The sequence below is a fragment of the uncultured Microbulbifer sp. genome (assembly GCF_947498635.1).
Taxonomy (GTDB): domain Bacteria; phylum Pseudomonadota; class Gammaproteobacteria; order Pseudomonadales; family Cellvibrionaceae; genus Microbulbifer; species Microbulbifer echini.
Genome location: NZ_CANMKV010000016.1, coordinates 18065 through 43343 on the forward strand (window position 1 = coordinate 18065; position 25279 = coordinate 43343).

23 protein-coding genes are annotated in these 25279 nt (G+C 51.1%); 6 read left to right on the forward strand and 17 right to left on the reverse strand.

The window, feature by feature from the left end; translation table 11 throughout:
• Positions 1-152: 152 nt before the first annotated feature.
• Both Q1A69_RS10140 and Q1A69_RS10145 read right to left on the reverse strand, forming a co-directional pair.
• Complete coding sequence (locus Q1A69_RS10140; protein ID WP_299584840.1) at positions 153-1313, reverse strand: slipin family protein; 1161 nt, start codon at positions 1311-1313, stop codon at positions 153-155.
• A gap of 557 nt (positions 1314-1870) precedes the next feature.
• The gene (locus tag Q1A69_RS10145) at positions 1871-3103 is read right to left on the reverse strand and encodes an RtcB family protein (protein ID WP_299584842.1); all 1233 of its coding nucleotides are present in this window, start codon (positions 3101-3103) and stop codon (positions 1871-1873) included.
• 226 nt (positions 3104-3329) lie between these two features.
• Between Q1A69_RS10145 and rtcR the strand changes: the two genes are divergently transcribed.
• The 3 genes from rtcR to Q1A69_RS10160 all read left to right on the forward strand — a co-directional run bounded on the left by rtcR (position 3330) and on the right by Q1A69_RS10160 (position 7384).
• A complete protein-coding gene (rtcR, locus tag Q1A69_RS10150) occupies positions 3330-4928 on the forward strand; it encodes an RNA repair transcriptional activator RtcR (RefSeq protein ID WP_299584844.1) in 1599 nt (532 codons plus the stop codon).
• Positions 4929-4989: 61 nt separating this feature from the next.
• On the forward strand, positions 4990-6471 hold the full coding sequence (locus tag Q1A69_RS10155; protein WP_299584846.1) for a C13 family peptidase: 1482 nt from the start codon (positions 4990-4992) through the stop codon (positions 6469-6471).
• A gap of 133 nt (positions 6472-6604) precedes the next feature.
• The gene (locus Q1A69_RS10160) at positions 6605-7384 is read left to right on the forward strand and encodes a TSUP family transporter (protein WP_299584848.1); all 780 of its coding nucleotides are present in this window, start codon (positions 6605-6607) and stop codon (positions 7382-7384) included.
• Positions 7385-7486: 102 nt separating this feature from the next.
• Here Q1A69_RS10160 and Q1A69_RS10165 read toward each other — a convergent pair whose 3' ends face one another.
• From Q1A69_RS10165 to Q1A69_RS10175, 3 genes are all read right to left on the reverse strand, one after another.
• Positions 7487-9271 carry a DUF885 family protein gene (locus tag Q1A69_RS10165; protein ID WP_299584850.1) on the reverse strand — a complete coding sequence of 595 codons (1785 nt, stop codon included), beginning with the start codon at positions 9269-9271 and terminating at the stop codon, positions 7487-7489.
• Positions 9272-9476: 205 nt separating this feature from the next.
• Positions 9477-9830, reverse strand: coding sequence for a YopT-type cysteine protease domain-containing protein (locus tag Q1A69_RS10170; RefSeq protein WP_299584851.1), 354 nt, complete (start codon positions 9828-9830; stop codon positions 9477-9479).
• A gap of 345 nt (positions 9831-10175) precedes the next feature.
• On the reverse strand, positions 10176-11000 hold the full coding sequence (locus Q1A69_RS10175; protein WP_299584852.1) for a hypothetical protein: 825 nt from the start codon (positions 10998-11000) through the stop codon (positions 10176-10178).
• Positions 11001-11784: 784 nt separating this feature from the next.
• On the opposite strand from Q1A69_RS10175, the gene Q1A69_RS10180 reads away from it, so the two are divergent.
• Complete coding sequence (locus Q1A69_RS10180; protein WP_299584853.1) at positions 11785-12642, forward strand: carbon-nitrogen hydrolase family protein; 858 nt, start codon at positions 11785-11787, stop codon at positions 12640-12642.
• Positions 12643-12705: 63 nt separating this feature from the next.
• Here Q1A69_RS10180 and Q1A69_RS10185 read toward each other — a convergent pair whose 3' ends face one another.
• From Q1A69_RS10185 to Q1A69_RS10200, 4 genes are all read right to left on the reverse strand, one after another.
• On the reverse strand, positions 12706-13713 hold the full coding sequence (locus Q1A69_RS10185) for a fumarylacetoacetate hydrolase family protein (RefSeq protein WP_299584854.1): 1008 nt from the start codon (positions 13711-13713) through the stop codon (positions 12706-12708).
• The gene (locus tag Q1A69_RS10190; RefSeq protein ID WP_299584855.1) at positions 13710-14270 is read right to left on the reverse strand and encodes a VOC family protein; all 561 of its coding nucleotides are present in this window, start codon (positions 14268-14270) and stop codon (positions 13710-13712) included. Before Q1A69_RS10190 ends, Q1A69_RS10185 begins: the two co-directional genes overlap by 4 nt.
• 14 nt (positions 14271-14284) lie before the next feature.
• Positions 14285-15364, reverse strand: a complete 1080-nt coding sequence (gene hppD / locus Q1A69_RS10195) for a 4-hydroxyphenylpyruvate dioxygenase (RefSeq protein WP_299584856.1) — start codon at positions 15362-15364, stop codon at positions 14285-14287.
• Between the two features lie 277 nt (positions 15365-15641).
• Positions 15642-15896: a hypothetical protein gene (locus Q1A69_RS10200; protein ID WP_299584857.1), complete on the reverse strand. Its 255-nt coding sequence runs from the start codon at positions 15894-15896 to the stop codon at positions 15642-15644.
• A 347-nt stretch (positions 15897-16243) separates the two neighbouring features.
• Here Q1A69_RS10200 and Q1A69_RS10205 point away from each other — a divergent pair, with 347 nt between their 5' ends.
• Together Q1A69_RS10205 and Q1A69_RS10210 are read left to right on the forward strand one after the other, a co-directional pair.
• On the forward strand, positions 16244-17224 hold the full coding sequence (locus Q1A69_RS10205; RefSeq protein ID WP_299584858.1) for a calcium/sodium antiporter: 981 nt from the start codon (positions 16244-16246) through the stop codon (positions 17222-17224).
• A gap of 140 nt (positions 17225-17364) precedes the next feature.
• Positions 17365-18351 carry a glycerophosphodiester phosphodiesterase family protein gene (locus Q1A69_RS10210; RefSeq protein ID WP_299584859.1) on the forward strand — a complete coding sequence of 329 codons (987 nt, stop codon included), beginning with the start codon at positions 17365-17367 and terminating at the stop codon, positions 18349-18351.
• A gap of 6 nt (positions 18352-18357) precedes the next feature.
• Here the strand turns inward: Q1A69_RS10210 and Q1A69_RS10215 are convergent, their stop codons facing one another.
• The 8 genes from Q1A69_RS10215 to Q1A69_RS10250 all read right to left on the reverse strand — a co-directional run bounded on the left by Q1A69_RS10215 (position 18358) and on the right by Q1A69_RS10250 (position 24513).
• Positions 18358-18681, reverse strand: coding sequence for a chaperone modulator CbpM (locus tag Q1A69_RS10215; RefSeq protein ID WP_299584860.1), 324 nt, complete (start codon positions 18679-18681; stop codon positions 18358-18360).
• Between the two features lie 2 nt (positions 18682-18683).
• A complete protein-coding gene (locus tag Q1A69_RS10220) occupies positions 18684-19637 on the reverse strand; it encodes a DnaJ C-terminal domain-containing protein (protein ID WP_299584861.1) in 954 nt (317 codons plus the stop codon).
• 217 nt (positions 19638-19854) lie between these two features.
• The gene (locus tag Q1A69_RS10225) at positions 19855-20223 is read right to left on the reverse strand and encodes a hypothetical protein (protein WP_299584862.1); all 369 of its coding nucleotides are present in this window, start codon (positions 20221-20223) and stop codon (positions 19855-19857) included.
• Positions 20224-20393: 170 nt separating this feature from the next.
• Positions 20394-20792: a DUF4019 domain-containing protein gene (locus tag Q1A69_RS10230; protein WP_299584863.1), complete on the reverse strand. Its 399-nt coding sequence runs from the start codon at positions 20790-20792 to the stop codon at positions 20394-20396.
• 89 nt (positions 20793-20881) lie between these two features.
• Complete coding sequence (locus Q1A69_RS10235; RefSeq protein WP_299584864.1) at positions 20882-22591, reverse strand: flotillin domain-containing protein; 1710 nt, start codon at positions 22589-22591, stop codon at positions 20882-20884.
• Positions 22592-23245 carry a YqiJ family protein gene (locus tag Q1A69_RS10240; RefSeq protein WP_299584865.1) on the reverse strand — a complete coding sequence of 218 codons (654 nt, stop codon included), beginning with the start codon at positions 23243-23245 and terminating at the stop codon, positions 22592-22594.
• Positions 23245-23907 carry a PspA/IM30 family protein gene (locus tag Q1A69_RS10245; protein ID WP_299584866.1) on the reverse strand — a complete coding sequence of 221 codons (663 nt, stop codon included), beginning with the start codon at positions 23905-23907 and terminating at the stop codon, positions 23245-23247. Before Q1A69_RS10245 ends, Q1A69_RS10240 begins: the two co-directional genes overlap by 1 nt.
• Positions 23908-24054: 147 nt before the next feature.
• A complete protein-coding gene (locus Q1A69_RS10250) occupies positions 24055-24513 on the reverse strand; it encodes a hypothetical protein (RefSeq protein ID WP_299584867.1) in 459 nt (152 codons plus the stop codon).
• Positions 24514-25279: the final 766 nt, after the last annotated feature.

Sequence of the window (25279 nt, forward strand, 5' to 3'; positions counted from 1 at the left end):
TGAAGATGAAACGATATCCAAGATACCAGGACAAAGTGAGGAAAATCCGCAAAATCTGAGCGCCAACCTTCCTCTGGGCGCCGCCCACCTCAACCTCCAGGACATTCATTGGCGACGAATGAATACTTTTTTTGAATGCCTCCACTTTGGATTCACGCGGTGGGGCGAAGTTTTACTGAATCAATAAATTCACCATCAAGGCCGTCATGTACGGAAGCTTTATCGATACATGCACTGATTTTTTTCAAAGACTCCAATTCTTTCAAATGCGGTAAGACGGGGCTGCCATCCATCACCTTGGCTGTATTTTGCAAAGAACACACGGCCTTTGTCTCTTCGAGAGGCGTGAGTAAATTCGCCTCAGACTCCTTGTGCGTTTCCGCTACCTGGCTAAGAATCATCTTCATATCGCCGGGCAAAATAATATCTTTCACTCCAACACTAGCTATATCAATACCGTTCTCCGCCAATCTTTCGCGGATATCGGTAGCAATAACAATGTTCAAACGATCTTTATCCGCCAACAGGCTGTCCAGCGTCTGAGTACCTACCGCTTCTCGTAGACTGAACTGTAATTCCCGATAAATGAAGTTCTTATAGTCATTAAGTTTCAATGCCACTTTTTGTGGCTGAGTAATTCTAAAGTTGCCACTCAGATTAATGCGCAAGCTTATTCGATCTTTGGTTAAAATTTCCTGAGCGCTGATCTGAATCGTCTGCAAGCGCATATCTAATAATTTCACCGCAATAGAACGGTTATATTTCCAAAAACCGTAACTACCCGGTTGCAGGATTTTTTTCAGCTTGCCATTAACAACCAACAGCCCAATATGTTCGTTGGGAATTTCGTTGTAGCTAATTGCCTGAGCGGCGATACGCATCTGACCTGCGCGAACACCACGACCGAGTAAAGTCAGTACTTTTTCATCGACAGTATATTCCTTCGCAATATCCACAATACCCACCCTTACAACTTTCCCGCCTTTCCAAACTGCGCGAAAAGTACCGGGGGGGAGGATATCGACTAGGTGACCGTCGCGATAAAAAAGACCTACCTGATGATCCGACAGCTCGTAGGATTTTACGTACTCGCCGAGAATTTCACCATAATTATCCAGGAGAAATTTCGCCTTGATCGCATCAAAATTGACTTCTGCAACATCGTAAGTTTCCACCCGAACATCTCCCGAGAGCAGGGATATACGATGTCGCCCAGGGGGCAATACCGCGTCAAAACGGCTGCGGCGAAATAGCAGCGCACGCTCACTGTCTGCTATATTCACAATCTTCCATAATTTAAAGAAAGATTTCATTTATTCGATCTCTTATCTTTTTATCTTTTTCGAGTGGCTCATCCAGCCACAAAATGTGTCTAACACCTGCACATGGCGACAGCGAAAGACAGCGATTTTGCGCTATTCCTTTATGCCCATCCTAAACAGGTCAGCCATAATTTCTGGCCTAAGAATTAAGGCAAACTTGTCATTTACTCGTGCGCTGCAAACCGGCGCTGGCACCAGCGTACCTTCTTCCCTGGCAGTCAATGTGACGCCAAGTTACCAGAATTAAGGCGCTCTGTGGGCTCCGAGCAGGTTTCACTAAAGAGCGTCTCTTTGTGTGGGATTCGAATTCGCCACAAACCGATAGATTCCATTGCTCTCTCTTATTGAGCTACAACGCTGGCGTTTTAGGGTTGACCCAGTGGGTACACTTGTCAGCAGCGATGTTAGTGCCTGGCCGGCACTCAAGAGCGGACCCACCGACAAAGCAAAAAACACACAAATCCGCTTCCGAAAATGGGCCTCTTGGGGCCCATCTTGCGGCATGCCCTTCCTATTACCGGCCAAGCTGTCTCCAGATTGTTGCTGCATCATCCTTTAACACAGACTACCTGCTTGAGGGTGTAGACGATTTCCACCAGATCTTTCTGTGCTGCCATAACCTTTTCAATAGGTTTGTAGGCCGATGGGGTTTCATCGATTACACCTTCGTCTTTACGGCACTCCACGTCGGCGGTAGCCGCGCGGTGCTCCTCCAGGGAGACCAGTTTTTTTGCCTTGGTGCGCGACATCACCCGGCCGGCACCATGGCTACAGCTGCAGAAGCTTTCCTCATTACCCAGCCCCCTCACAATAAAAGACTTGGCCCCCATACTTCCGGGAATAATGCCCATTTCATCAACACGAGCGCTTACAGCGCCTTTCCGGGTCACCAGTACATCCTTGCCGTAGTGATGCTCGCGGGAGACATAATTGTGGTGGCAGTTAACCGCCTCCCTACGCGCCTCAAACTCCACACCCAGTGCCTGCTTAACCGCCCCGATGGTACGCGCCATCATTACCTCACGGTTGATACGGGCAAAATCCTGCGCCCATCCCACCGCCTGCACATAGTCCTTAAAATGCTCTGTGCCCTCAGGGAAGTACGCTAAGTCGCTGTCCGGCAGATGGATATGCCAACGCTCCATGTCTCGCTTGGCTTTCTCGATAAAATAGGTGCCTATACGGTTTCCTACACCACGGGACCCACTGTGTAGCATCAGCCATACACTCCCCTGCTCATCCAGGCACATCTCAATAAAGTGATTACCGGTGCCCAGTGTTCCCAAGTGATTGATATTATTGGTATTTTTCAATATCGGGTGCTGCTCCTGCAGTACGTCAAACTGGCTTGCCAGTGGCGTCCACCCAGCCAGCACATCATCCGGCGTATCTGCCCAAGCACCCTTATCGCGCGCCCTCTTGCCACGGAAACCGCCGGTACGGCCGTGGGGTACGGCACGCTCTATCGCGCTGCGTACGCCCGCCAGATTATCCGGCAACTGTGCCGCTGTGAGACTGGTACGCACCGCCATCATGCCGCAGCCGATGTCTACACCCACGGCGGCGGGGATGACCGCACCCAGGGTAGGCACCACACTGCCGATGGTGGCACCTTTACCGAGGTGTACATCGGGCATTGCCGCCACCCACTTATGAATAAATGGCATCTGCGCAATATTCTTGAGCTGTGTCTTGGCCTCCTCTTCAAAGGGCACACCCAGGGTCCAGGATTTGATGGGCGCACCGCCTTCCTGCATCACTTCATACGGCATTGATTTCATCTCGCACTCCTTTTTAAATCTTATGAAATCGCGCAGTCGCTTCCTACGCGGTGCCAACCACTAACATAGCGAATAGGGTGCCAACTTTTACGCAAGTGCCTCAACATTCTCTAACCCATTGTTTTTAAAAGATATATTTTTAAGGATGGGGGCTTTAGAGATTCTCCGCATCTTGATAGGCTTTTAATAACTATCTTTTTAGATAGTCCTCTAATATTTTAGATAGATGAAGACAGTAGTGATCAGTATCCTCGGTACCACCAAGGACCGGCGCGGCAAGGGCGACAAGCGCTGGCGTAAGTGGCGGCCCAATATCTCCATGTGTCAGCACCACGACCTGCGGATCGACCGCCTGGAACTCCTGTTCGATAACCATTCAAAAAGTCTGGCCGATCAGGTGACCGCGGATATAGCGCAAGTCTCCCCGGAGACGAACGTCGCCCACCATAGGGCTAACTTCGGCGATCCCTGGGACTTCGAGAGTGTTTACAGTAACCTGCTGGACTTCGCCCGCGCCTACCCCTTCAGGCCCGATGAAGAGCAGTACCTGGTGCATATCACTACGGGTACCCATGTGGTACAGATCTGCCTCTACCTACTCACCGAGGCGGGATATTTCCCCGGACGCCTACTCCAGACCTCTCCCGCCCACAAAAACAGTGACCTAACTGGCCAATACCAAATTATTGATCTGGACCTATCCAAGTACGACCAGATCGCCTCGCGCTTCCAACGGGAACACCAAGAGGGCACGACTTACCTGAAAGGCGGTATTGAGACCAACAACCGGGCTTTTAACCAGATGATCGAGCAGCTGGAGCAGGTCTCCATCCGTTCCGATGCGCCCATCCTGATTACTGGGCCGACGGGTGCGGGCAAATCGCAGCTGGCACAGCGGGTCTTCGAGCTGCGCAAACAGCGCGGCAAGCTGGAGGGTAGTCTGGTAGTGGTGAATTGCGCCACGCTGCGGGGTGAAAACGCCATGTCCGCCCTGTTCGGCCATCGCAAAGGCGCCTATACCGGCGCCACCACCCACCGACCCGGACTGTTGAAGGAAGCCGATAAAGGTTTGCTCTTTCTGGACGAGATCGGCGAACTGGGGCTGGATGAGCAAGCGATGCTTTTACGCGCTATCGAGCACAAACGCTTTATGCCATTCGGCTCGGATAAAGAGGTAAGTAGTCACTTCCAGCTGATCGCCGGCACCAATCGAGACCTTATACAGCTCAGCCGTGAAGGTAAATTTCGCGCGGACCTTTTGGCCCGTATCGATCTGTGGACCTACCACCTGCCCTCACTGCGCGAACGAATTGAAGACCTGGAACCGAATATCGACTTTGAGTTGGAAGCCTTCTCAAGGCAGTCCGGCCATCTGATCCGTTTCAACAAAGCGGCGCGGGAGAATTACTTAAGCTTTGCACGCTCGGCGGAAGCCAGCTGGTCTGCCAACTTCCGCGACCTCAATGCCAGTATCCTACGCATGGGCACCCTTTCCGACGGTGGCCGCATCACTACACCGGTGGTAGAGGATGAAATCGAGCGACTGCGACGCAAATGGCGGGCCCCTCGAGATGAATCCGTACTCCCCCGCGCACGCATTGAGGCACTCCTCGGCCCCGGCAGCACCGAGCAGATGGATTTCTACGAACAGATCAAACTGACGGGACTGATTCAGGTGTGCGAGGCGTCCAGCTCCATGGCGGAGGCCGGGCGCAAACTCTTCCAGGTGAGCCGCGCTGCAAAGAAATCCAATAACGACTCCCACCGGGTGCGCCAACTACTGGAAAAATACGGGCTTAAATTCGAGCAACTGAGCAAGACCTAAGGCACCTTTGCTGGCGCCAATTTGTTAATCTCAGCCCAGAACCTCAATGATGGATCACGGAATGAGATACGCCTGTCTAACCCCGCTTTTTCTTCTTCTCAGCGCCTGCGAGCCGACACAGTTCTCAGGCGGCACCGCCCTGCCAGATGGCTCCGTATACAAAGGCGATCTGCAAGACGGCCTATTCCACGGCCAGGGCCTGCTGCAGTGGCCCGATGGCAATCACTACCGCGGGGAGTTTCGCCTCGGCCATATAAGTGGTCAGGGCCTCTTCACTGAGGCTGATGGCTGTGTTTACGAAGGCGAGTTTCTCAATGGAGTGCGTCATGGCGAAGGTCGATATACCTGTGGTGAAAACACATGGTCAGGTCGATTCAGCGAAGGTGGGCTGCAGAAAGGCAAAGTAAAGTGGGGTGACGGTGAGCTTTATCGTGGCGAATTCCTGGGCTTGGAACCCCACGGTGAAGGCGCGCTGACCACCGAAGAGGGCAACCACTATAAGGGCACTTTTGAGCAGGGAATGTTACTGCACGGAAGCTACTCAGATAAGGAAGGCTACAGCTACACCGGTGACTTTGAGTACAATTTTTACTCCGGTACAGGTGAACTGACTCAACCAGACGGCACTATTATCCGGGCCAACTTCCGCTACGGAAAAGCGGACGGGGAAGGCCAGCGTGTGCGCATCGATACCGACGGAAATACTATTGAAGAGCCAGGCTATTTTGCCAAGGGTAACTACTTTCCCAATAAGGCCGCCTGGCGTGCGCAAAAAGAAATTCCCGCAGCCCAAGTGGAAACCCGCTTGTACAGCGAAAGCGAGCGCTTAACAAATGCCATTCATACACTGGCTTCGCAGAGACCCGGTGTGCGTGATGTATACACACTGCTGGTTGGCGGCGATGGTACCTCTCCAGTTTTCGCCAGGGAATTAAACTGGGTCGCAGAACGCCTTGATGAGGCCTTTGACATTGACGAGCGTGTGTTGCGCCTCAGTAACGGGGGTGGCTACCGTTTTCCCCTCGCCACCCGCACCAGTATCCAAGACGGTCTCAACGCCCTGGATCAGTTACTGGATCCACAAGAGGACTTACTTTTCGTTCATATTGTCAGCCACGGTGCCCGCAACGGCGATTTGACCATCGCCGAGGGTAAAATGCCGTTAATTGACCTCTCTGTAGCAGACGCTAAGAGATGGCTGGATAACCTCAATGCACAGTACCAATGGGTAGTAATTTCCGCCTGCTATTCGGGCCAGTGGATAGAGCCCTTGAGCACCCCAAACCGTATAGTATTCACTTCCGCCGCCGACGATAGAACCTCTTTCGGCTGCAGCGATGACTCCCAGCGAACCTGGTTCAGTTCCGCCCTTTATGGCCACGCTCTACTGCAGGGCATCAAAGATCCCGAAAACTGGTTTCGCGCAGCGAATAAAAAAGTCACTGAAATGGAAAAAGAGCAGGGCATTAAAGGAAACGCGCACTCCCTGCCCCAACATTCTGTGGGAGAAAATTTTCTGAGGTGGTGGAAGGGAAATGAATGAAGTTGAAATAGTCGCACTGCGCTTTCAAAGAGAAGCATGCCGTTGAAATTTATTTCAACGGTGGAGCCACTCTATAAAAACCTTAAGCGCACCCGATCATCAATCTTAGAAACATACCAACGGGAGTACTTTTTTGGAGTTGACGAGCTTCTCATTGGAATTATTGTTCATTCTATTTTTTATCGCCGTAATTGCAGGCCAGCTTGATACATTGGCCGGTGGTGGCGGACTGATCACAGTGCCCGCCCTTATCCTCAGTGGTATACCTCCCTTAGCAGCATTAGGTACCAATAAATTACAAGGCAGTATTGGCACCGCAACAGCCACTTACATGATGATAAAGAGCAATAAAATAAGCTGGGATGGGATTAAAAGCTTAATGCTGTCGGCTTTTATTGGGGCAGCACTTGGAACAGGGGCAGTACAATTTATCAATACTGATATATTGTCATTTGTAATTCCATTAGTGCTTTTATTTATCGCCGTTTACTTTCTCATTTCACCCTCTCTGACTCAACATAATGATGAACCCAAGGTCTCAAGTCGAAAATACAAATATGGTGTTATTCCATTTATTGGGTACTATGACGGCATGTTCGGCCCAGGGACCGGTTCGTTTTTTACCTTGTCAGGGATTACCTGCCGGGGACATGATTTATTGACGTCCACTGCAATAGCAAAACCACTAAATTTTTCCACTAATGTAGCCCCTCTAATTGTATTTTTACTTGCCGGGCATGTGGTTTGGATAGTAGGTGTCCTAATGATGATCGGCCAAGTCATAGGCGCATGGTTAGGGTCACATTGCCTATTTAAAATACATCCTGGCTATCTGAGAGGATTAGTCGTTTTTATGAGTGGCGGAATGTTAGTAAAGTACGTCCATTCTATGGGGTGGATAGGATTTCTTTAAAAGCAGGCTTTCAAATCACTTGCCTGAGCCGTTTGCCAAGACAGTACCTGTTCACCCCCCGCAGCCTCGCCCCTTACAGGGAGCGAGGCTATATATAAATTTTTAAGAAGCCTTCTGCGCTTCAATAAACCCCTGCATCTGTTCTTCCAGCATGGAAAGCGGCAAAGCGCCATTTTTTAACAATGCATCGTGGAAGGCGCGCAGGTCAAACTTATCCCCCAGTTCCTTTTCCGCCTGAGCACGCAGCTGACGAATCTTAATCTCTCCCATCTTGTAAGAGAGGGCCTGGCCCGGCCAGGAGATATAACGATCCACTTCGGCACGCACATTCGCAGAGGATAGCGAAGTATTACTGGAGAGGAAGCCGAGAGCCTGTTGACGAGTCCACCCCTGGGAGTGGATGCCGGTATCGATCACCAGGCGCGCGGCGCGCCACATTTCATAGCTGAGGCGGCCAAAGTGTTCGTAAGGGGTGGTATACAAGCCCATTTCTTTGCCGAGCCGTTCGGCGTACAGGGCCCAACCCTCACCAAACGCGCTCAAGTAGAGGTTGCGGCGGAACTGTGGCACATTCTTAAGCTCCTGGGACAGAGCACTCTGCAAATGATGTCCCGGTACGGCTTCGTGTAGTGTCAGTGCCGGCAGCTCATATAAGGGGCGCTGATTCAGATTGTGAGTATTCAACCAGTAGGCGCCGCCACGGGTGCCACCAATCGCCGCGGGATTATAGGAGGCCGTGGTGTAGTTGGGGGCAATCTCGCTGGGTACCGGCACCACACCATAGGGAGTGCGCGGCAGCAGATTAAAAAATTCCGGCAACCGATAGTCGATACGCTTGGAGATATAGGCCGTTTCCTTCAGTAACTCCTCTGGGGTCCTTGCATAGAACTGCGGGTCGGTGCGCAAGAAATGTGTGAATTCTGCAAAGCTCCCCTCGAAGCCAGATTGCTTAATCAGCGCCTCCATTTCCGCACGGATACGCTTTACTTCCGCGAGTCCTGTACGGTGGATCTGCACCGGGTCCATATCCAGTGTTACGTAGTTGCGAATATTGTGGCGATAGTAGTCTCTACCGCCACGCATCTGCTCGGCACCAATAGTTGCACTAGCGGCTTTGAGGTAATCACCTTCAAGGAAGTCCGCCACGCGGGCAAAAGCTGGAATCGCTACCTGTTGAATGGCCTCTTTACCGGCATCGCGTAAGCGTTGCTGCTCTGCGGGCGGGATCGATGAAGGCATTTCCACGAAGGGTTTGTACAAACTACTCTTGGTGGAATCTTTATAGACCTGCGCGCGCACCGTAGGCGCAATACCTTGCACAACGATCTTGGGTAGGACAAAGCCTGTGCGAATCCCAGCTCGCATATTGGCAATATTCTCATCGAAGAAGCGACCAAATTCGCGGATACGGGCAATATAGTCCTCGTAATCGCCAACACGGGTCATCGCCAAGCCACTATTGGCATCCAGGGCCGCACTATAAAAACTGTAAAAGGTATTGAGAGGCACCCGCTCGAGGAATAGCTCATTAGCCTCGATGGAATTCTCCAATACCCAAGTGAGCAGTTCACGGTTGACCTGACCGGAATCATTCAATCCTCTGGGGTCCACGGCCTGGAGACGCTCCAGCAGCTCCTGCTCGGCCTTCAAGCGACGCGTTCTATCCTCGCTAGTCACACCCGGCAACTGGCGATTGTAATCAGGCACACCCATACGACCGGCGGTAATCGGGTCCTCGCGCAAGCTGTATTGCCAGTGGTCTTCAATGACATCCTGAAGCTGCTCAGTTGCTGTTGCCGCCCAAGACATAGGGGCCAGTAACCAGCTGGCCAGAATATAGCCAGATGCCTGTTTGAGATGATTCACAAGGGCCTTGCCAGATTTCACACTGCTCTCCACAAATTCTGCTAAATGGTGCTCGAAACGATTGGCCAACCTTAACACGGCTGGCACAGCGTAATACGGGTTTTAGCGACCAGCGGATCAGGCCAAATTGAAAGCCGGGCTGGGTATATAGATGGGGGTCTGGGGATGAAATGAGATAAAGATTCCGGGAACCACGCGGATATAGGTTCCCGGAATGACGGATCGCTTAGCTTCTATTAGCTCTGGGGACATAGGAGCGAACTGCGTAGCTGCCACTCAAACCCGCAGCGTACATGGACTGATACCAGAATGACTGGGAGAACCAGTTAAAGAAGGACGCACGGGACTCAAACCAGAATTCGCCGACATTGGGATCAAAGAAGGCGATATTTTGTGTAACCCAAGCTGAATTTTTTGTCTCAGCATGCCCCGCCGGTTTGGTCCAAAATGAATTCCCGAGCCGGCGCATTCGGAGAGAAAATGCCACTTTGGCCGTTGACTCTGCGTGGGTTATTGATACCACGAATCGTATTGCCACCGCGCCCATTGGGGAAGACGCCACCAAAGACTTTTGCTTCACAGCATAGAAGTTCTGCACACCCAACCAGGCTTCGGAAATCCTATCCTGGTCATCATGCAGCGCCGCCCTCTGGAGATATTTCCTCTAGAAAGCCGATAGGGATTTGCACACTCCGCCCGAATTATCTTCGTGTGTGTGATCAAACCTTTTACGGATCGAAGCACTAACTGAATCGCCCGACAAAAATCTCATTATTAATAAGCACAGACTGCTGGACAGCCCCCACGCGTGTTCCTGTCAGGTTAAGCCTATATCCCCACAACAACCGATACATTGGCGATAGCAACGAAGGCAACGTGCCCGAATATAATATTCAGGCAGGCATTGACCGGTTGAATTAAATTTTTAAAGTCCTATTTTTTCTTTCCTTCCCACACCAAGACCACTATATGGTTGGGGAAGCCTAAAGTTAACTGGATACCATTTCAAATTTACAGCTTGAGCTCTTTGGGCAAGATCTAAAAATGGCTTAGATTCAATCGCCTTCTTCTTCTCAATATTCTCAAGCGCTATTTGATACTCCATGGAATCTTTCGATATTCTTCTCAATCTCAATATTTTAAGTGCTGGATCCTCTTTTGGCTGAAGACCTCCCTCATCTATGCCACCAAATTCAATATCTTTTGATTTAATAGGTGTAAAATAGCTATATTCCACTCCATTTTTCACGACCATTGCCAACACTTTCATGTCAGGACTCATGGCAAATTTTACTTGATGCTGTCTAAAGAGATTGAAAGCGTGCTTAGTAGGTGCGTTGGGCATCTCGAGCCTTCTATAAACCTCTTTCAGTGCTTCATCACCATCTTCCCAGCCAAATATAGCCATATCAGGTGAAGTATATCGAGTTTGCTGACCGGCATAACTCTGATTACCCGGCCCAGCCCACGAAAGAAGACCAGCGGTATTAGATGCTGTATGAACGTGAAGTAAACCCGGATCTAAGGCAAAGCCACGCATCAAGGCTACGCCCCTGTAATAGAGCCAATTTTCATCCATATGTGGACATTTGCACCCCATTACACCGTCGACCTTATTATTACACTTGAGAAATCCACTGAACCCGCCCTTATGGACATTCAAGCCTAACTTGGGAACCAATCCTCCAGCTTTCAGAATGTCGGATTTTGAGCGGGTTAGCTCGCCTCTTTTACCTGTTAATATTGGCATGCTTTCTCTCCATAACTTCTATTAGATTTTTGAAAAATTATTAAAATATTTAGCTAAACTCTATTAGCCAATCCCACGTCAAAACCAAGAAAATTTAGCATTCACGAAAACCCATAAAAACCAAACAAAATCAATAAGTTATATCCCACCAACGCAAAACCTAAGAGGAATAGTTTTACCAATCCAAACTGGCACTTCTATCTCCAGGATTTTTTAGAAGGGATAGGCATTCGAAAATCCTTTTAAACAAACATCACAGAATTTTGTGGAAGCCATAGATTGGCTTATGGCTGGCATTGAAGCAGAAAAGTTTCGGAGCAAAAAGGCAAAGCCAGAACTTTTTAAATCGACTCTGACACTATTTTTATAGGCCGCATAAACTTTGAGTTTGGAAGAAAACTCGAAGAACAACTAGTCAAATTTAATTGATTAAACCAATGCTTTTTTGATCAGCATCTTGTAAATTTGGTCAATTTGCAGAAAGACTTGTTACGTCTTAACTATGAAATGAGATTTTAGTCGCGCAATAGAAACAGGGTAATTACTATTTACGCTAACTGTATATACAAAACCATCCAGTTTTATAATTGCTTAAAAGATATCAGCATAAAAGTGTTTTTAGCCTACACGATCAGGCCAACGCACAGTTCTCTTCGGCTTTATTGGCGAATGGATAGCTTTTCCTTGGTAGTGAACATGCGTTTTCCCCTGTCGGATCCTAGCTATCCTTGCAGTCTATAGAAACTGCAGAGGTAGTAACTGCAAAAAAATCGGGAAAGGCACTGTGATAGATTTTTCTGTCGGAGCGGTACAGATGACCAGCGGGGAGAATGTTTCTGACAATCTCGCACAAGCCCACAAGTTACTTAGGGAAGCAGCTAGTCGCGGCGCGCAATTGATACTGCTACCGGAGAATTTCGCCCATGTCTCAGATGGGAGCAGCTATATCGTAGCTGAGCCCTACTCCCCTAAAGATGAAATCAGCGCAGACAAACAGCCTATTCAGCACGCACTACAGCGCTGGGCTGCGGAGCTGGGTGTCTGGCTAGTGGCTGGTTCGGTGCCTTTATTGACGCGGGCCAATGGCACCGCAACCGAGGGCAGACGCAGTCGCTCGGCGTGTCTACTCTATGATGATCGCGGTGCGTTGCGGGCCCGTTACGATAAAATCCACCTATTCGATGCGGAAGTTGGGGACGCTACGGGAAGCTATCGCGAATCCGCCAGTATTGAACCCGGTGATGAACCCTGTGTAATAAGCTTGCCTTGGGGGCAGCTCGGGCTAAGTATCTGTTTTGACCTGCGCTTTCCCGAACTCTACCGGCAATTGGCAATAACTGGCGCGGAAATTTTTGTGGTGCCTGCGGCGTTCACTCACGCGACCGGACAGGCACACTGGATGGCATTATTGCGAGCGCGCGCCATCGAGAATGGCTGTTTTGTGATTGCGGCCAACCAGGGCGGCGTGCACTCAGAGAAAAGACGTACCTGGGGACATTCTATGATTATTGATCCCTGGGGAGATGTGCTCGCTGAAGCCGGCGAGGGGGAGGCTGTGATCACCGCCCGGCTGGATGCTGAAAGACTGGCCACGGTGCGACGTCAAATGCCGCTGCTCTCCATGCGCCGGCTCGGAGTCTAAATAAAAAAAGGACACCCAACGAGTGTCCTTTTCCAAGATCTTAGCCTTGACGAAATGGCGGGGTTAAATCTGCTCCACCGTCTGTTCGATACGCCCAAAAATAGATTGGCCCTCACCATCCAACATCTCAATGGCGATGGTATTGCCAAAATCCATAAATGGAGTGCTGGGCGAACCATTCTGGATAGTCTCGATCATGCGGATCTCGGCGATACAACTATAACCAACACCACCCTCCGTCACTGGTTTACCCGGCCCGTTATCTAACTTATTGGAAACAGTGCCGGAACCAATAATGGTACCCGCGCAGAGTGGGCGGGTTCTGGCCGCGTGAGCGATCAACTGGCCGAAATGGAAGGTCATATCCACACCCGCATTGGGCTCGCCGAACTTCTCCCCATTTAAGTGCGAAACCAACGGCAAGTGCAATTTGCCCTCGCGCCAGTTTTCACCTAATTGCTCAGGTGTCACGCACACCGGCGAGAAGGCACTGGAGGGCTTGGACTGGTAAAAACCAAACCCCTTGGCCAACTCCGCTGGGATTAAGCCGCGCAGTGAAACGTCGTTCACCAACATCACCAATTTGATGTGGGAGAGTGCATCCTCGGCGGACACCCCCATGGGCACATCGTCGGTGATCACGGCGATTTCCGCTTCGAAGTCGATACCAAAGCCTTCGCTTTGCGGCATGGTGACCGGCTCGCGTGGGGCCAGGAAGGTATCGGAGCCACCCTGGTACATCAGTGGATCACTGTAAAAGCTCTCAGGCACTTCGGCACCGCGGGCTTTGCGCACCAGTTCCACATGATTGATATAGGCGCTGCCATCGGCCCAGTGGTAGGCGCGCGGCAGGGGGGATGCACACAGACTCTGCTCAAAAGGCTCGCCGGCAATTTCACCGTTGTGCAACCGTTCGTGCAATTTCTCCAGCTCGCCGCTCACTGCAGCCCAGTTATCCAGCGCGCTCTGTAGACTAGGTGCGAGATCACCGGCCGGGACCATGCGGGTAAGGTCGTCGCTGACGACCACCAGTTGGCCGTCGCGGCCAGATTTAAGGCTGGCTAACTTCACTGTGCCTCCCCTTCTATTTTTTCTACAAATTCTTCTTCCCCGTGCATCCAGGCGGCGTGCCTCGGGGCGGTTTTCGTACGCGACCACTCTTCCAACATATCCTCGGCCACCCGCTTCAGCTCACTGTGCATACCGGGCTTGGCGGTGTTGGCGGCCAGCTCAATGCGGTGGCCGTTGGGGTCGAAGAAATAAATCGATTGGAAAATCGTATGATCGGTTGGGCCGAGTACATCGACCCCAGCCGCTTCCAGTCGCTCTTTGGTCGCGAGCATTTCTTCCATCGACTCCACTTCGAAGGCGATGTGCTGCACCCACTTGGGAGTATTCTCATCGCGCCCCATCTCCGGAGAGTTGGGAATTTCGAAGAAGGCGAGCACATTCCCCATACCCGCATCCATAAAGACATGCATGTAAGGGTCCGGCTCACCGGTCGAGGGTACTTCGTTTTCGGCAATGGCCAGCTGGAAGTCCATACCGAGAAGATCGCGATAAAATTGTACGGTCTCCTTGGCGTCCCTGCAGCGATACGCCACGTGGTGAATGCGCTTAATGCCCATTGAAGCCTCCGGTTTTATTCCTTTTCTTTAATAACGCCACGCTTGAGCTGGTCGCGCTCAATGGATTCGAACAGAGCCTTGAAGTTGCCCTCGCCAAACCCTTCATCTTCTTTGCGCTGGATAAACTCGAAGAAGACCGGACCGAGCATATTGGCAGAAAAAATCTGCAGCAACAGGCGCGGTTGGCCACCCTCGGTGGTGCCATCGAGCAGGATACCGCGGCTCTGGAATTCCTCGGTAGGCTCACCGTGGCCTGGCAGACGCTCTTCCAGCATTTCGTAGTAGGTCTCCGGTGGCGGAGTCATAAACTCCATACCCTGCTCTTTCAAACGGTCCCAACAAGCCAGCAAATCATCACAGGCAAAGGCGATATGCTGGATGCCCTCGCCGTTGTACTTCATCAGGAACTCTTCGATCTGACCGCCACCACCGGCCGCCTCTTCGTTCAGGGGGATACGGATCTTGCCGTCCGGCGCAGTCATGGCCTTAGACAGCAGACCGGTGTACTCGCCCTTGATATCGAAGTAGCGAATCTCGCGGAAATTAAACAGGTCTTCGTAGTACTTGGCCCAGTAGTCCATGCGGCCGCGGTACACATTGTGGGTGAGATGGTCCAGGGTGTGGAAGCCACAGCCCTCGGGCCGGCGGTCTACACCCTCTTCCCAGATAAAATCGATATCGTAGATGGATTTCCCATCCTCGTAGCGGTCGATCAAGTACAAGGTGGCACCGCCGATACCTTTTATGGCTGGCAGCTTAAGCTCCATCGGGCCGGTCTGTACATCCACCGGCTGCGCGCCCTTGGCCAGGGCCGCCTCATAGGCGAGCTTGGCGTCCTTCACGCGAAAGGCCAGGCCGCAAGCGGAGGGACCGTGCTCCTGGGCATAATAGTAAGCGTGACTGTTGGGCTCGTAGTTGGTAACAAAATTGATGTCACCCTGGCGCCATAGCGTCACATCTTTGGAGCGGTGGCGGGCAACTTTCACAAAGCCCATTGCCGTAAATACGGTCTCGAGAATGCCCTTTTCTGGCGCGGTAAATTCTACAAATTCGAAGCCATTCAGACCCATTGGGTTTTCAAATAAGTCGGCCATGCAGTCCTCCGTCTCTTATCATCGCGGCGCCAATTATCGAGGCTGCACGCTGGTTAACTTGAAGCGCAAACGAAGTTAGTTGCAGATGTAACTAATGTCAAGTATCCCAGCACCGCAGTCCAAGAGAGATTATCTGGTCACATTAGGATCTAGGGAGAGGCCGGTTTTTGACATCTTTGAGGGTGCAGACAGCGAGAGGATTCACAGGGAAGGTGAAAAGAAAGTTGAAACGGCAGGTGCAGCACAGGTCTCTAGCCCCGCGCCACACCCGCTATTACTAGCGCTCTTTACGGGCACATTTACCATTATCCGTTCGACACATATGGTCTTTGTGAAACTTACCACTCATCTGGTCACACTGGGACTTGGTGACATCGCCGGCACAGGCGCTTTCCGCATGCTGGCAGCATCCGGTTTCGGCAGTGCCCATCCCGCTCTTGTCCATCGACTCATCCTTTTTCCTCTGCTCACAGGCGGACAGGGTCAACACCAGCGCAGCGGCCAGTATTCCAATTGAAGCTTTGAGTTGCATATAGGCCTCCTAACTACCCGGCGAGTGGCCGGTGACATGGATATCGCGGAAACCGCCGCTCATGGTTCGGTGCGACCCGCGTAAACATACCCGACATCTCCACCAACTGAGCGAGCTTGCACCGGGGTACAAAGCCTCTCAGCCATCCCGTAGATTTACCGGGCCATGCATTGACTGTAGCCCACACTGGCAGCAGAACTATCTGACTGACGGGACATTTTCGATTATTTACACATATCGCGCCGATCCCCGCGGCAATCCACTGATTGTGGCGCCGAGAGCCGGTACAATCGCCTCCCGTTTGTCGGGCTATGCCCCAATCCGCCTGTATCTATTGAGGATCGCCTATGCTTCTCGCCGCTCTCGCCATTATCGCCGGCTTTATTGTGCTGGTCTGGAGTGCCGACCGCTTCGTTGAGGGCGCCGCAGCCACAGCCAAGCACGCCGGAATGCCCACACTGCTGATCGGCATGGTGATCGTTGGCTTCGGCACATCCGCCCCAGAGATGGTGGTATCCGCCATCGCCGCCCTGGACGGCAGTCCCGGCCTGGCCCTGGGTAACGCCTACGGTTCCAATATCGCCAACACCGGCCTGATCCTCGGTCTGAGCGCACTCCTCATCCCCCTCACCGTACACTCAAAGATTGTGCGCAAGGAGCTACCTCTTTTACTGGCCATCACTTTGTTGAGCGGCGCTTTCCTGTGGAATGACAAATTGGAGCGCTGGGAGGGCATCATCCTTCTTCTGGGCTTCTTCGCTCTTATCGGTTGGAGCATTTTCTCCGCCCTGCGCGGCAAGGGCGATCAGCTCGAAGGGGAAGTAGCCGGTGAGCTGGAAGAACATTCCATGCCTCTGGGCCGGGCGATCTTCTGGGTAGTGGCCGGCCTGATACTGTTGATTATCAGCTCTCGTATGCTGGTTTGGGGCGCGGTGAGCATTGCCGAATCACTCGGCGTCAGCGACCTCATTATTGGTCTCACCATCGTCGCCCTGGGTACCTCCCTACCGGAGCTGGCAGCCACCATCGTGGCCGCACGTAAGGGCGAGCACGATATCGCCATCGGCAATGTGGTCGGCTCCAATATGTTTAATCTGCTTGCCGTAGTGGGCATCGCCGGCACTATTGCCCCCATGTCCAGCGTACCGCCTGAAGTGCTCTCCAGGGACTGGCCCATGGTCATCGGCCTGACCATCGCCCTGTTCATTTTTGCCTACGGCTTCCGCGGCCAGGGGCGTATCAACCGCTGGGAGGGTGCTGCGCTTTTAACGGCCTATCTTGTCTATACAGGCTACCTGATCAGCACGATTACTAAGGCCGCCCTGTAATTTGAGTTGGGGTGGCCCCAGGCCACCCTGCCCTCCCGCCTGAATTCGCCCTAATTTGCCCTCCCCACGCCCATTTTCACCGGCTATAGCCAGCTAATATTGGCGGCAGGTGATAACCGATAAGTGGCGAGGCTCCTCAAATGCAACGAAGCACAATCTTTAAAGTCTGTACCCTGGCGGGTCTATTCGGTGCAGGCATAATCTATCTGATGAATGCTTCCTGGCTGGCCCCAATTCCCCAGGGAAAACCCACTTTGATATCCCACCGAGGCGTGTACCAGACCTACAACCGAGAAAATCTGACGCGGGACGAATGTACCGCTACCCGTATCTACCCTCCGCAACACGCCTATCTGGAAAACACCATCGCCTCGATGGAGGCCGCTTTTGCCAACGGGGCAGATATTGTGGAGATCGACATCCACCCCACCACCGATGGCGAGTTTGCGGTATTCCACGATTGGACCCTGGACTGCCGCACAGATGGCACTGGCATCACCCGCGAGCACTCCTTGGCAAACCTGAAGACCTTGGATATCGGCTATGGCTACACCTTTGACGGCGGCATCACTTTCCCATTTCGCGGCCAGGGCATCGGCCTGCTACCCAGTTTGCAAGAAGTCCTGCAGCAATTCCCCGGCAAACCGTTTCTACTCAACATTAAAAGCAATGATCCTACGGAAGCGGAGAAACTGGATGCCTACTTGCGCCGGTATCAGTTACCCGTCAATTCCCGCCTGATGGCCTACGGCGGCGCTCGGCCAATCCACAGGCTCCGGGAGCTGCGACCCGACGCGCTGGCCTTTAGTAGAGACAGCGCAAAGAAGTGTGCGCTGGGGTATTGGCTGATTGGATGGAGTGGCTATATTCCCCAGACCTGTCGCAACAGTATTGTCATGGCACCCAACACCTGGCATTGGGCGCTTTGGGGGTGGCCCAACCGCTTTATTGACCGGATATCCCGCAGCGGCAGTTTGGCGATTGTGCTGGATCATCGAGGTGACAAGTATGGTCTTACCGCTATCTACCAGCCCGAGGATTTAAATTACCTGCCTGAGAATTACAACGGCGTTATCTGGGTTGAGAAAATTGAAGTGATTGGTCCGCTTTTACAAGCCGGACGATAGATATAGCTATTTTTTTCGCCGCTGCTCCAATCGTGCCAGGTGCGCCTGCAGTCGCTCAATCTCTTCGAGCAATTCAATAGCCAAGGCCGCGCCTGCCAAATTGACGCCGAGATCCCTCTCCAGGGTGTAGGCCCGACGAACCCGGCGCACACAAATACCACTAAAATGCCATTGCGACTCCCGCTGACGGGGCTCAATAACCCCCTCTTCTACTAGGGCAATAATCCGCTCCGCCGGAACCCCGCAAGCGCGGCACAATTCGCTGAGACTCAGTTCGCTCTCTTCATCCAGGAGAACACCAGTGACCCGCTCGAATTTTTTGATCTTCATTTTCAGCCCCCCATCGACTTGCGCGCATTAAATTCGAATGCCTCGCTGAGTTGCCGATAAGCATCGCGCTGGGCGTCGGTATTAGCCGGTGGCGTTACCGTCTGCAGCACCACATACATATCCCCCGGCTGCTTGGCGGGAATCCCCCGTCCTTTCAGGCGTAGCCTCTTACCATTGTCACTGTTGGCCGGAATCGTCAACTTAACCGGGCCGTCCGGTGTGGGCACCTGTACCTTGGCACCTAAGGCAATTTCCCAGGGCGCCAAAGGCAACTCCAAGTAGACCGTCTTAGCTTCTGTACGGTACAAAGAATGGGGGTTAAAGCTAATTTCTAAATAGAGATCACCGGGCTTGCCACCACCGATGCCCGGTTCACCCTGCCCGGCAAGGCGAATTTGCTGACCTTCGGTAATTCCCTTGGGAATTTTTACGTTGAGGGTACGCTCTTGCATTTGCGGGCGCCCATCAGGGCCCAATACCGAATGCTTAAGAGTGATCTGGCGGGCACCACCGCGATAACTGTCTTCCAAGTCTATGGCGATACGCGCATAAGTATTTTCACCTTGCGCGCTATACTGGCGCCGCTGCCTGCCGCCATAATTCTGACTGAAGCCACCACGACCAAAAAGACTTTCAAAGAAGTCGCTGAATGCCTCACTATCGGCCTCGGTATAACCGCCGCCGTGGAATTCAAAACCCTGATCCCAATTCGGCGGTGGCTGGAAGTCCTGACCGGACTGGAAGCCACCACCCAACTGATCATAAGCCGCGCGCTTCTCAGGATCTTTGAGCACCTCGTAAGCTTCGTTAACTTCTTTGAAGCGCTCCTCCGCATCCTTCTCACTGCTGACATCTGGATGATATTTACGCGCCAACTTACGATAGGCACGCTTTATCTCCGCCTGATCAGCATTGCGCTCCAGACTGAGAATCTTGTAGTAATCCTTGTATTCCATGGCTTTAATAAAAGCCGATGATGGGACTATTTGCCATCATACTTGACGATTGGGTCTGTAATTCAATAAAGAATCTGGATATTGGTGGGGGCTGGTAATAAAAAGCTTATAACTAGCACCTGTAGTGCTCGTATAAATACGAGTCATTTATACGTATTTTCTTAAACAGGAATCGATTCATTTGGCGCCGATTGATCACCGACGCCAAACACCAGACTTAATGTCCAGTTTCATACCACATTTCTGCCTGCACATATTCAATACTACCATCTACATAATGAATATATGCCTGACCTTGATTTAATGCATAAGCCCTAACCGTCACACCGCATGATAATCCCGAGTTACAGCCTTTCACCCAATTAATTCGATCAATGGACTTGGTGATATTTGTGATGGTCCATCGACCCGAGGTGGAATTTCCGAAACTAAAATCTATTCCATTACAACTGGAAGTGCCATTACCCATTACTTGCCCTCCAGGTTTGACATTGAGCTGGCACACCAGTCCAGCAGAAAATGCCGGCACGGCTAAGGATGAGGCAGTTATCAGAGAGCCCGCTAATAAAATTTTTTTGATATTCATATTCCTAACCTAGCTATTTTTATTTACTTTTTTAGGCAGCTGTTAAAAAAACAACCTCAGCGAGCATATCACCAGAATTTATTCTTTCATACGCATAAAAAACCCGGAATCAATAGAATGAAACCGGGTTAATAGTGACTATATTGGAATATTTTTAATAAATTTTTCTGTTAACGGATGTAATATCCTATGGCCATCCAGTTGCCTCCAACCTTCTGCAGAGTCACTGTTTCACTCGCTTTTTTCACATGTTCAAACTGACTATCAAAGACCACAACACTATAATTTCCATCGGGGGCCCCAGGCAGGCTATTTGTCTCGGTAACACTCTGCATTTCTCGCAGCAATAAACTCCCTAATGGTTTTCGCACACTGGCCAGTTTCTCCGACCAACTATCACGAGTTAGGTACTGCTGGAAAAGCGGTCCACTGTTATCCCAACTTTCAAGATACTTTTCTCTATCGATTACCTGTAGCCAGTTTTTGGCATCATTTATCGCGCCGGTATTGTCTGCCCAAACTGATATGGAAATTAAAGTCAAAAAGATAAGGGCCAAGAGATTTTTCATCGGAATTCCTTTTCCTGAAATTTACCCAGTAATACATACCTCATTAGAATAGGCAGCAACTCAGTTGCCGCCAGAAAATTAAAAAATGATTAAGAATCAACTTCCGCTGGATGACTCAGATTGCCAACACCCGCCTCTTTCAGCAAGGAATCTACCAGAGGTGCCATAGCGCGATGCTTGAGGGCACTGCCCACCAGGGCTTCAGGTAAACTTTGCCCTTTGGCTTCGGCATCACCATCTAGGATGCCGGTACTGGCTCTGCCATCGACACCGTTTAATCCCTCGACAGAGATAATCTTCATGCCCTCGATACTCTCCATGGGCTTGACGCTCTCACGGATAATATTAGGCAGATTCTCATGCAAGCTGAGTACTTTCTTCAATGCAATCTGTGCTTCGTTGAGGCTGTTGTAAGCCTCATTCATCAGGCGTTGGCCCTCGGCATCTACCGCGTACTTCTCGCGGTCCGCTTCAACTTTGATGCGAATCGCTTCGGCCTCGGCGGTAGCTTGCAGACGTAAAGCTTCCGCTTTGTCTTCCGCAGCCATTTTTTCCGCTTCCGCCATCACCTTGATACCCGTGGCCTGACGTTCGGCAACCTTCTGTGCTTCGATAATTTCAATGAGTTTATCCCGCTCAGCCACTTCCACATCTTTGGCAGTGCGCACCTGTTCCTCGGCTTTTACTGATCCAGCCAGTGCCACATTGGCCTGCTGATCCGCCAGGGACTGCTCCTTGGACTTTTCTGCAACCGCAATGGCCCGCTCCTGCTCGGCGATCTCCACAGATTTTTGTTTGGAGATACGCTGCTCTTCCAAAATACGCGCGCGTTCGATTTCCTGTTCTTGCAGGCGACGTTCCTTTTCAATCTCTAACAGCTTGGTGGCCTGTTCAGCGGCAATCTGCGATTGGCTGACTTCACGCTGGGCTTCAATTTCGGCTTTGCGCGCTGCACGATCCTGTTCAGCCAGTTCACGGGCAATATCCGCTTTTTGAGCAGCCTCACGATTTTCCAGTTCGCGTTGTTGCTCCAGGTATGCGTACCGTTTTTCCTTATCGATTTCTAATTTCTGGCGCTCTGCTTCGAGATTTTTCTTCTCGATCTGCACCATGGTTTCCTGTTCGACATCGTTCACTTCCTTACGACGCGCTTCAATAGAGCGGGTCATACTGGCGAGGCCTTCAGCATCGAATACGTTATCTTGGTTAAAAAATTCTTTATGCGTCTGATCCAGACCTGTAAGAGATACCGCTTCCAGCTCCAATCCATTTTTTAATAGATCTTCGGAGACCACCTGTTGCACTTTCTGCACAAACTGACTGCGCTGCTCATGCAGTTCGGCCAGTTCCATTTCTGCCGCCACCGAGCGTAGGGCATCGACAAATTTACCCTCGATCATTTCCTTTAGGGCTTCTGGGTCCAGGGTGCGCAGGCCCAGGGTCTGCGCCGCATTGGCAATGGCATCGGTATCCGGTTTGACCCGCAGATAAAATTCGGCAAGTACATCGACACGCATACGATCCTTGGTGATCAGCGCTTGGTGCTCTTTCCGTGATACCGCAAGGCGCAGGGTATTCATATTCACCGGAATAATTTCGTGTAATACGGGCAACACCAGAGCGCCGCCATTCATAATCACTTTTTGCCCCCCCATACCGGTGCGCACAAAAGAGCGCTCTTTGGAGGCGCGGGTATACAGACGCGCGAAGATACTACCGATCACAATCAGGCCAACCAGCACGGCACCGGCAATAAATACTACGACGGGAAGGTTTCCTATCACTGTTAAGTTCTCCATTTAATTGTTCTCTATGAGGTGTTGGCTGCTCGGCCGCGTTACTCGAAAATGAACGCCAAGCTCTTCGACCAATAACACCTTTTCCCCCTGGTTAAAAATTTCAGTTTCATCCGGCTCTACCATCACATAGTGGGTAGTGCCATATTCATCGCGAAAACGAGCCTCTGCGGGGGAACCCGACTCGGCCCTGCCAATAGTAATAACCGCCACGCGACCTATAAATGAATCACGTCCAACGGCTTGGCTTTCATCGCCAACGGCAAAACGCCGCAGCACATTACCGACAAAGCGCACCTGTGGTAACGCCAGAAAAAACACCCCCAGCGCTAATAGCCCACCCGGTAACAGCAGATTAAAAGTGGACTCGACCAGCATTTGTATTAGCAGGCCACTGACCCCAAAGCTGACGAGGAAGGCCACCAGCAGGATCAAAGCTGGTACCTCACCAAAACGGAGCCAACCCAACAGTTTGGTCAGCCCCCCAGACAATCCGCTGTCGGGCACATCCATATCAAAATCCGGCAGCAAATTGTCGAGCAGATCTGAAATACCGATGCCTATCAATGTCATCACCCCCTCAAGAAGGGCAATCATCAGCATCAATACCAGAGCACCGGTAAAAATCAGATTTTGATCTTGTAACAGGAATACCATCAGGACCCCGATTTAATCTTGGCTAAACGTTCTTTAATACGATTGCCGCGCGCCAGCTCTTCAAGCTCGGCCAATTTTCTGGCGTCTATACCAGATTTTGATGTGTATACCCCGGCGCGATCCAGTATCCGATTGAAAGCATCGGTCGCCTCCTCCACCTGGTTTTCTGTTTTGCGGCTGGTTCCGCGCCCTGCCTCACTTACGCCATTGGCCACATGTTCGTTGGCCTTGATAAACTCCTTGAGCTGCTCGCGCATCTCGCGTTTCTTACCCTGTAGCGCGCTGATATAGGTATTTAATTCCTGCATCTCTGTATCGTTATCGGCAATGGCTTTTTCCAACACCGGCAACTGCACCTCAATATCCATCTGCTTGGCAATGGCGACCTCAGCCAAATCATCACGACTCTCTTTAACGGCTATATCAATCTGCTCGGCGAGAGTAATGTGGCGCTTGTTCTCATCATTAAGTGCTTTGCTGTTGAGATATTTAGCGGCTTCCACCTTACCCAGCTGCTCGCGCACATCGGCTATAGCCTTATCAATCTCGCAAATAGCCTGCTCCATGACCGGATGCGGTGTGCTGCTTTCAACCGTATCTACCAGGGCACTTGCCGATGCGGAAATCAATCGCGATATACGTTTAATTAATCCTTCTCCCATAATTTTCCCCTGCTTCTGTATTTTCTATTTACTGAGACCCATTCAAAAACTGCCTTTCAATGGCTGCTCCAAACGCCATTTATCCCTGGAAAAAGCTGCGTTTTTATCGACACCTATTATGGCAATGGATCAAATCAGTGAGCTGTTTCACTCGGAGACCCTGCTTTTGTTAAGACGCTCTCGGATTTTTAGTACTGACTCCTCATGAATGCTTCTGGGGTTTTCTTGCTGCACTAGTAGTGATATTTTTTCAAGGAAAGCCTCTACCGCGGGCAAGAATGCCTTTTCCAATACTGGAGCCAGTGGCTCGCTATCCGTATTGCTATGTAGAACGGCAGCACTCTCGGCCAGGATCTCCATCACCGCTTCCACCAATATGCTGCGCTGGTTTTCTTCCACATAGCGCGCCTTTATTGGCAACATTGCCTCCGCCGCAAATAGGTAGCTGCTCGCCAGGTTTTTTCCACTCAATGATTCCCGAGCCAGGGCAATCACTTCGCGCACTTTTTCACTTTGGGTGATCGCGCCATTGCGGTCGATTGACATCAAATAGGTGTAATCATCAGCTGATAATCGCGCCGATATAGATTGTGACTTATTGAGCATATTGATCCCTTGCTTGCCATGTATACAAAAGTACACACCGCCATACATCGGGTCAATAAAAATCCCTACGACTGATTAGTACGGAAGAACCAGCTGATATTGAAAGTTATACACTCGGCAGCTATGCCATCTATAAATAAGAATTTTTTTGTAATCTACACCCTATAGAACAGAATTTATTTTTACATTACATGCCCTTACAGCAATTAATTTTTCTGGTGATTTCACCGTATCGAAATACCCGGATACGCCGTACCCACAGCTGAGTACAACACCATCATCGCCTGGGGCTGCACCAGGCAAGTACCATCTTAAAAAATAGACTGGATAAATTTTTAGAAGAAGACCCGATATTTCCCCTGCTGAGCGATAGCGATGGTCTGAGGATTGCCTTGTGAAATATCTGCGGCGGTGAATTAAGAAGGATGACCATTTTTCGTTTTCCACCCATCAAAAGGAATAGTGTGTACTACCGAAATCCGCATAATTCAAGGCGATGGCATCTTCAGATTTACCACGCCCAAAATCCTTACAACAAAAGAATATTACCTTCGGTATGGAAGAAAACGCTTCCAATAGTAAATCGCGATCTAAATCGATTTGCCCCAAAGGCCTGTGCCATGAAAATCCTTGATAGCCGGATAGACAGCGCACCAATATCCAGGTACCGGCTCTAAAAATCCAGGCCCGGTGATGCGCACAGGAGATGGCCCCTTGCTGACCATTTGCCTGAGAGATCTCCGTACCCGTCCTAACTCACCCAGCC

Coding starts and splice junctions, on each gene's coding strand:
- Q1A69_RS10140 (WP_299584840.1), bottom strand. CDS start 1,313: ATGAAATCTTTCTTTAAATTATGGAAGATTGTGAATATAGCAGACAGT.
- Q1A69_RS10145 (WP_299584842.1), bottom strand. CDS start 3,103: ATGAAATCAATGCCGTATGAAGTGATGCAGGAAGGCGGTGCGCCCATC.
- rtcR (WP_299584844.1), top strand. CDS start 3,330: ATGAAGACAGTAGTGATCAGTATCCTCGGTACCACCAAGGACCGGCGC.
- Q1A69_RS10155 (WP_299584846.1), top strand. CDS start 4,990: ATGAGATACGCCTGTCTAACCCCGCTTTTTCTTCTTCTCAGCGCCTGC.
- Q1A69_RS10175 (WP_299584852.1), bottom strand. CDS start 11,000: ATGCCAATATTAACAGGTAAAAGAGGCGAGCTAACCCGCTCAAAATCC.
- Q1A69_RS10190 (WP_299584855.1), bottom strand. CDS start 14,270: ATGGGCATTAAGCGCATTCACCACGTGGCGTATCGCTGCAGGGACGCC.
- hppD (WP_299584856.1), bottom strand. CDS start 15,364: ATGGCCGACTTATTTGAAAACCCAATGGGTCTGAATGGCTTCGAATTT.
- Q1A69_RS10200 (WP_299584857.1), bottom strand. CDS start 15,896: ATGCAACTCAAAGCTTCAATTGGAATACTGGCCGCTGCGCTGGTGTTG.
- Q1A69_RS10205 (WP_299584858.1), top strand. CDS start 16,244: ATGCTTCTCGCCGCTCTCGCCATTATCGCCGGCTTTATTGTGCTGGTC.
- Q1A69_RS10210 (WP_299584859.1), top strand. CDS start 17,365: ATGCAACGAAGCACAATCTTTAAAGTCTGTACCCTGGCGGGTCTATTC.
- Q1A69_RS10215 (WP_299584860.1), bottom strand. CDS start 18,681: ATGAAGATCAAAAAATTCGAGCGGGTCACTGGTGTTCTCCTGGATGAA.
- Q1A69_RS10220 (WP_299584861.1), bottom strand. CDS start 19,637: ATGGAATACAAGGATTACTACAAGATTCTCAGTCTGGAGCGCAATGCT.
- Q1A69_RS10225 (WP_299584862.1), bottom strand. CDS start 20,223: ATGAATATCAAAAAAATTTTATTAGCGGGCTCTCTGATAACTGCCTCA.
- Q1A69_RS10230 (WP_299584863.1), bottom strand. CDS start 20,792: ATGAAAAATCTCTTGGCCCTTATCTTTTTGACTTTAATTTCCATATCA.
- Q1A69_RS10235 (WP_299584864.1), bottom strand. CDS start 22,591: ATGGAGAACTTAACAGTGATAGGAAACCTTCCCGTCGTAGTATTTATT.
- Q1A69_RS10240 (WP_299584865.1), bottom strand. CDS start 23,245: ATGGTATTCCTGTTACAAGATCAAAATCTGATTTTTACCGGTGCTCTG.
- Q1A69_RS10245 (WP_299584866.1), bottom strand. CDS start 23,907: ATGGGAGAAGGATTAATTAAACGTATATCGCGATTGATTTCCGCATCG.
- Q1A69_RS10250 (WP_299584867.1), bottom strand. CDS start 24,513: ATGCTCAATAAGTCACAATCTATATCGGCGCGATTATCAGCTGATGAT.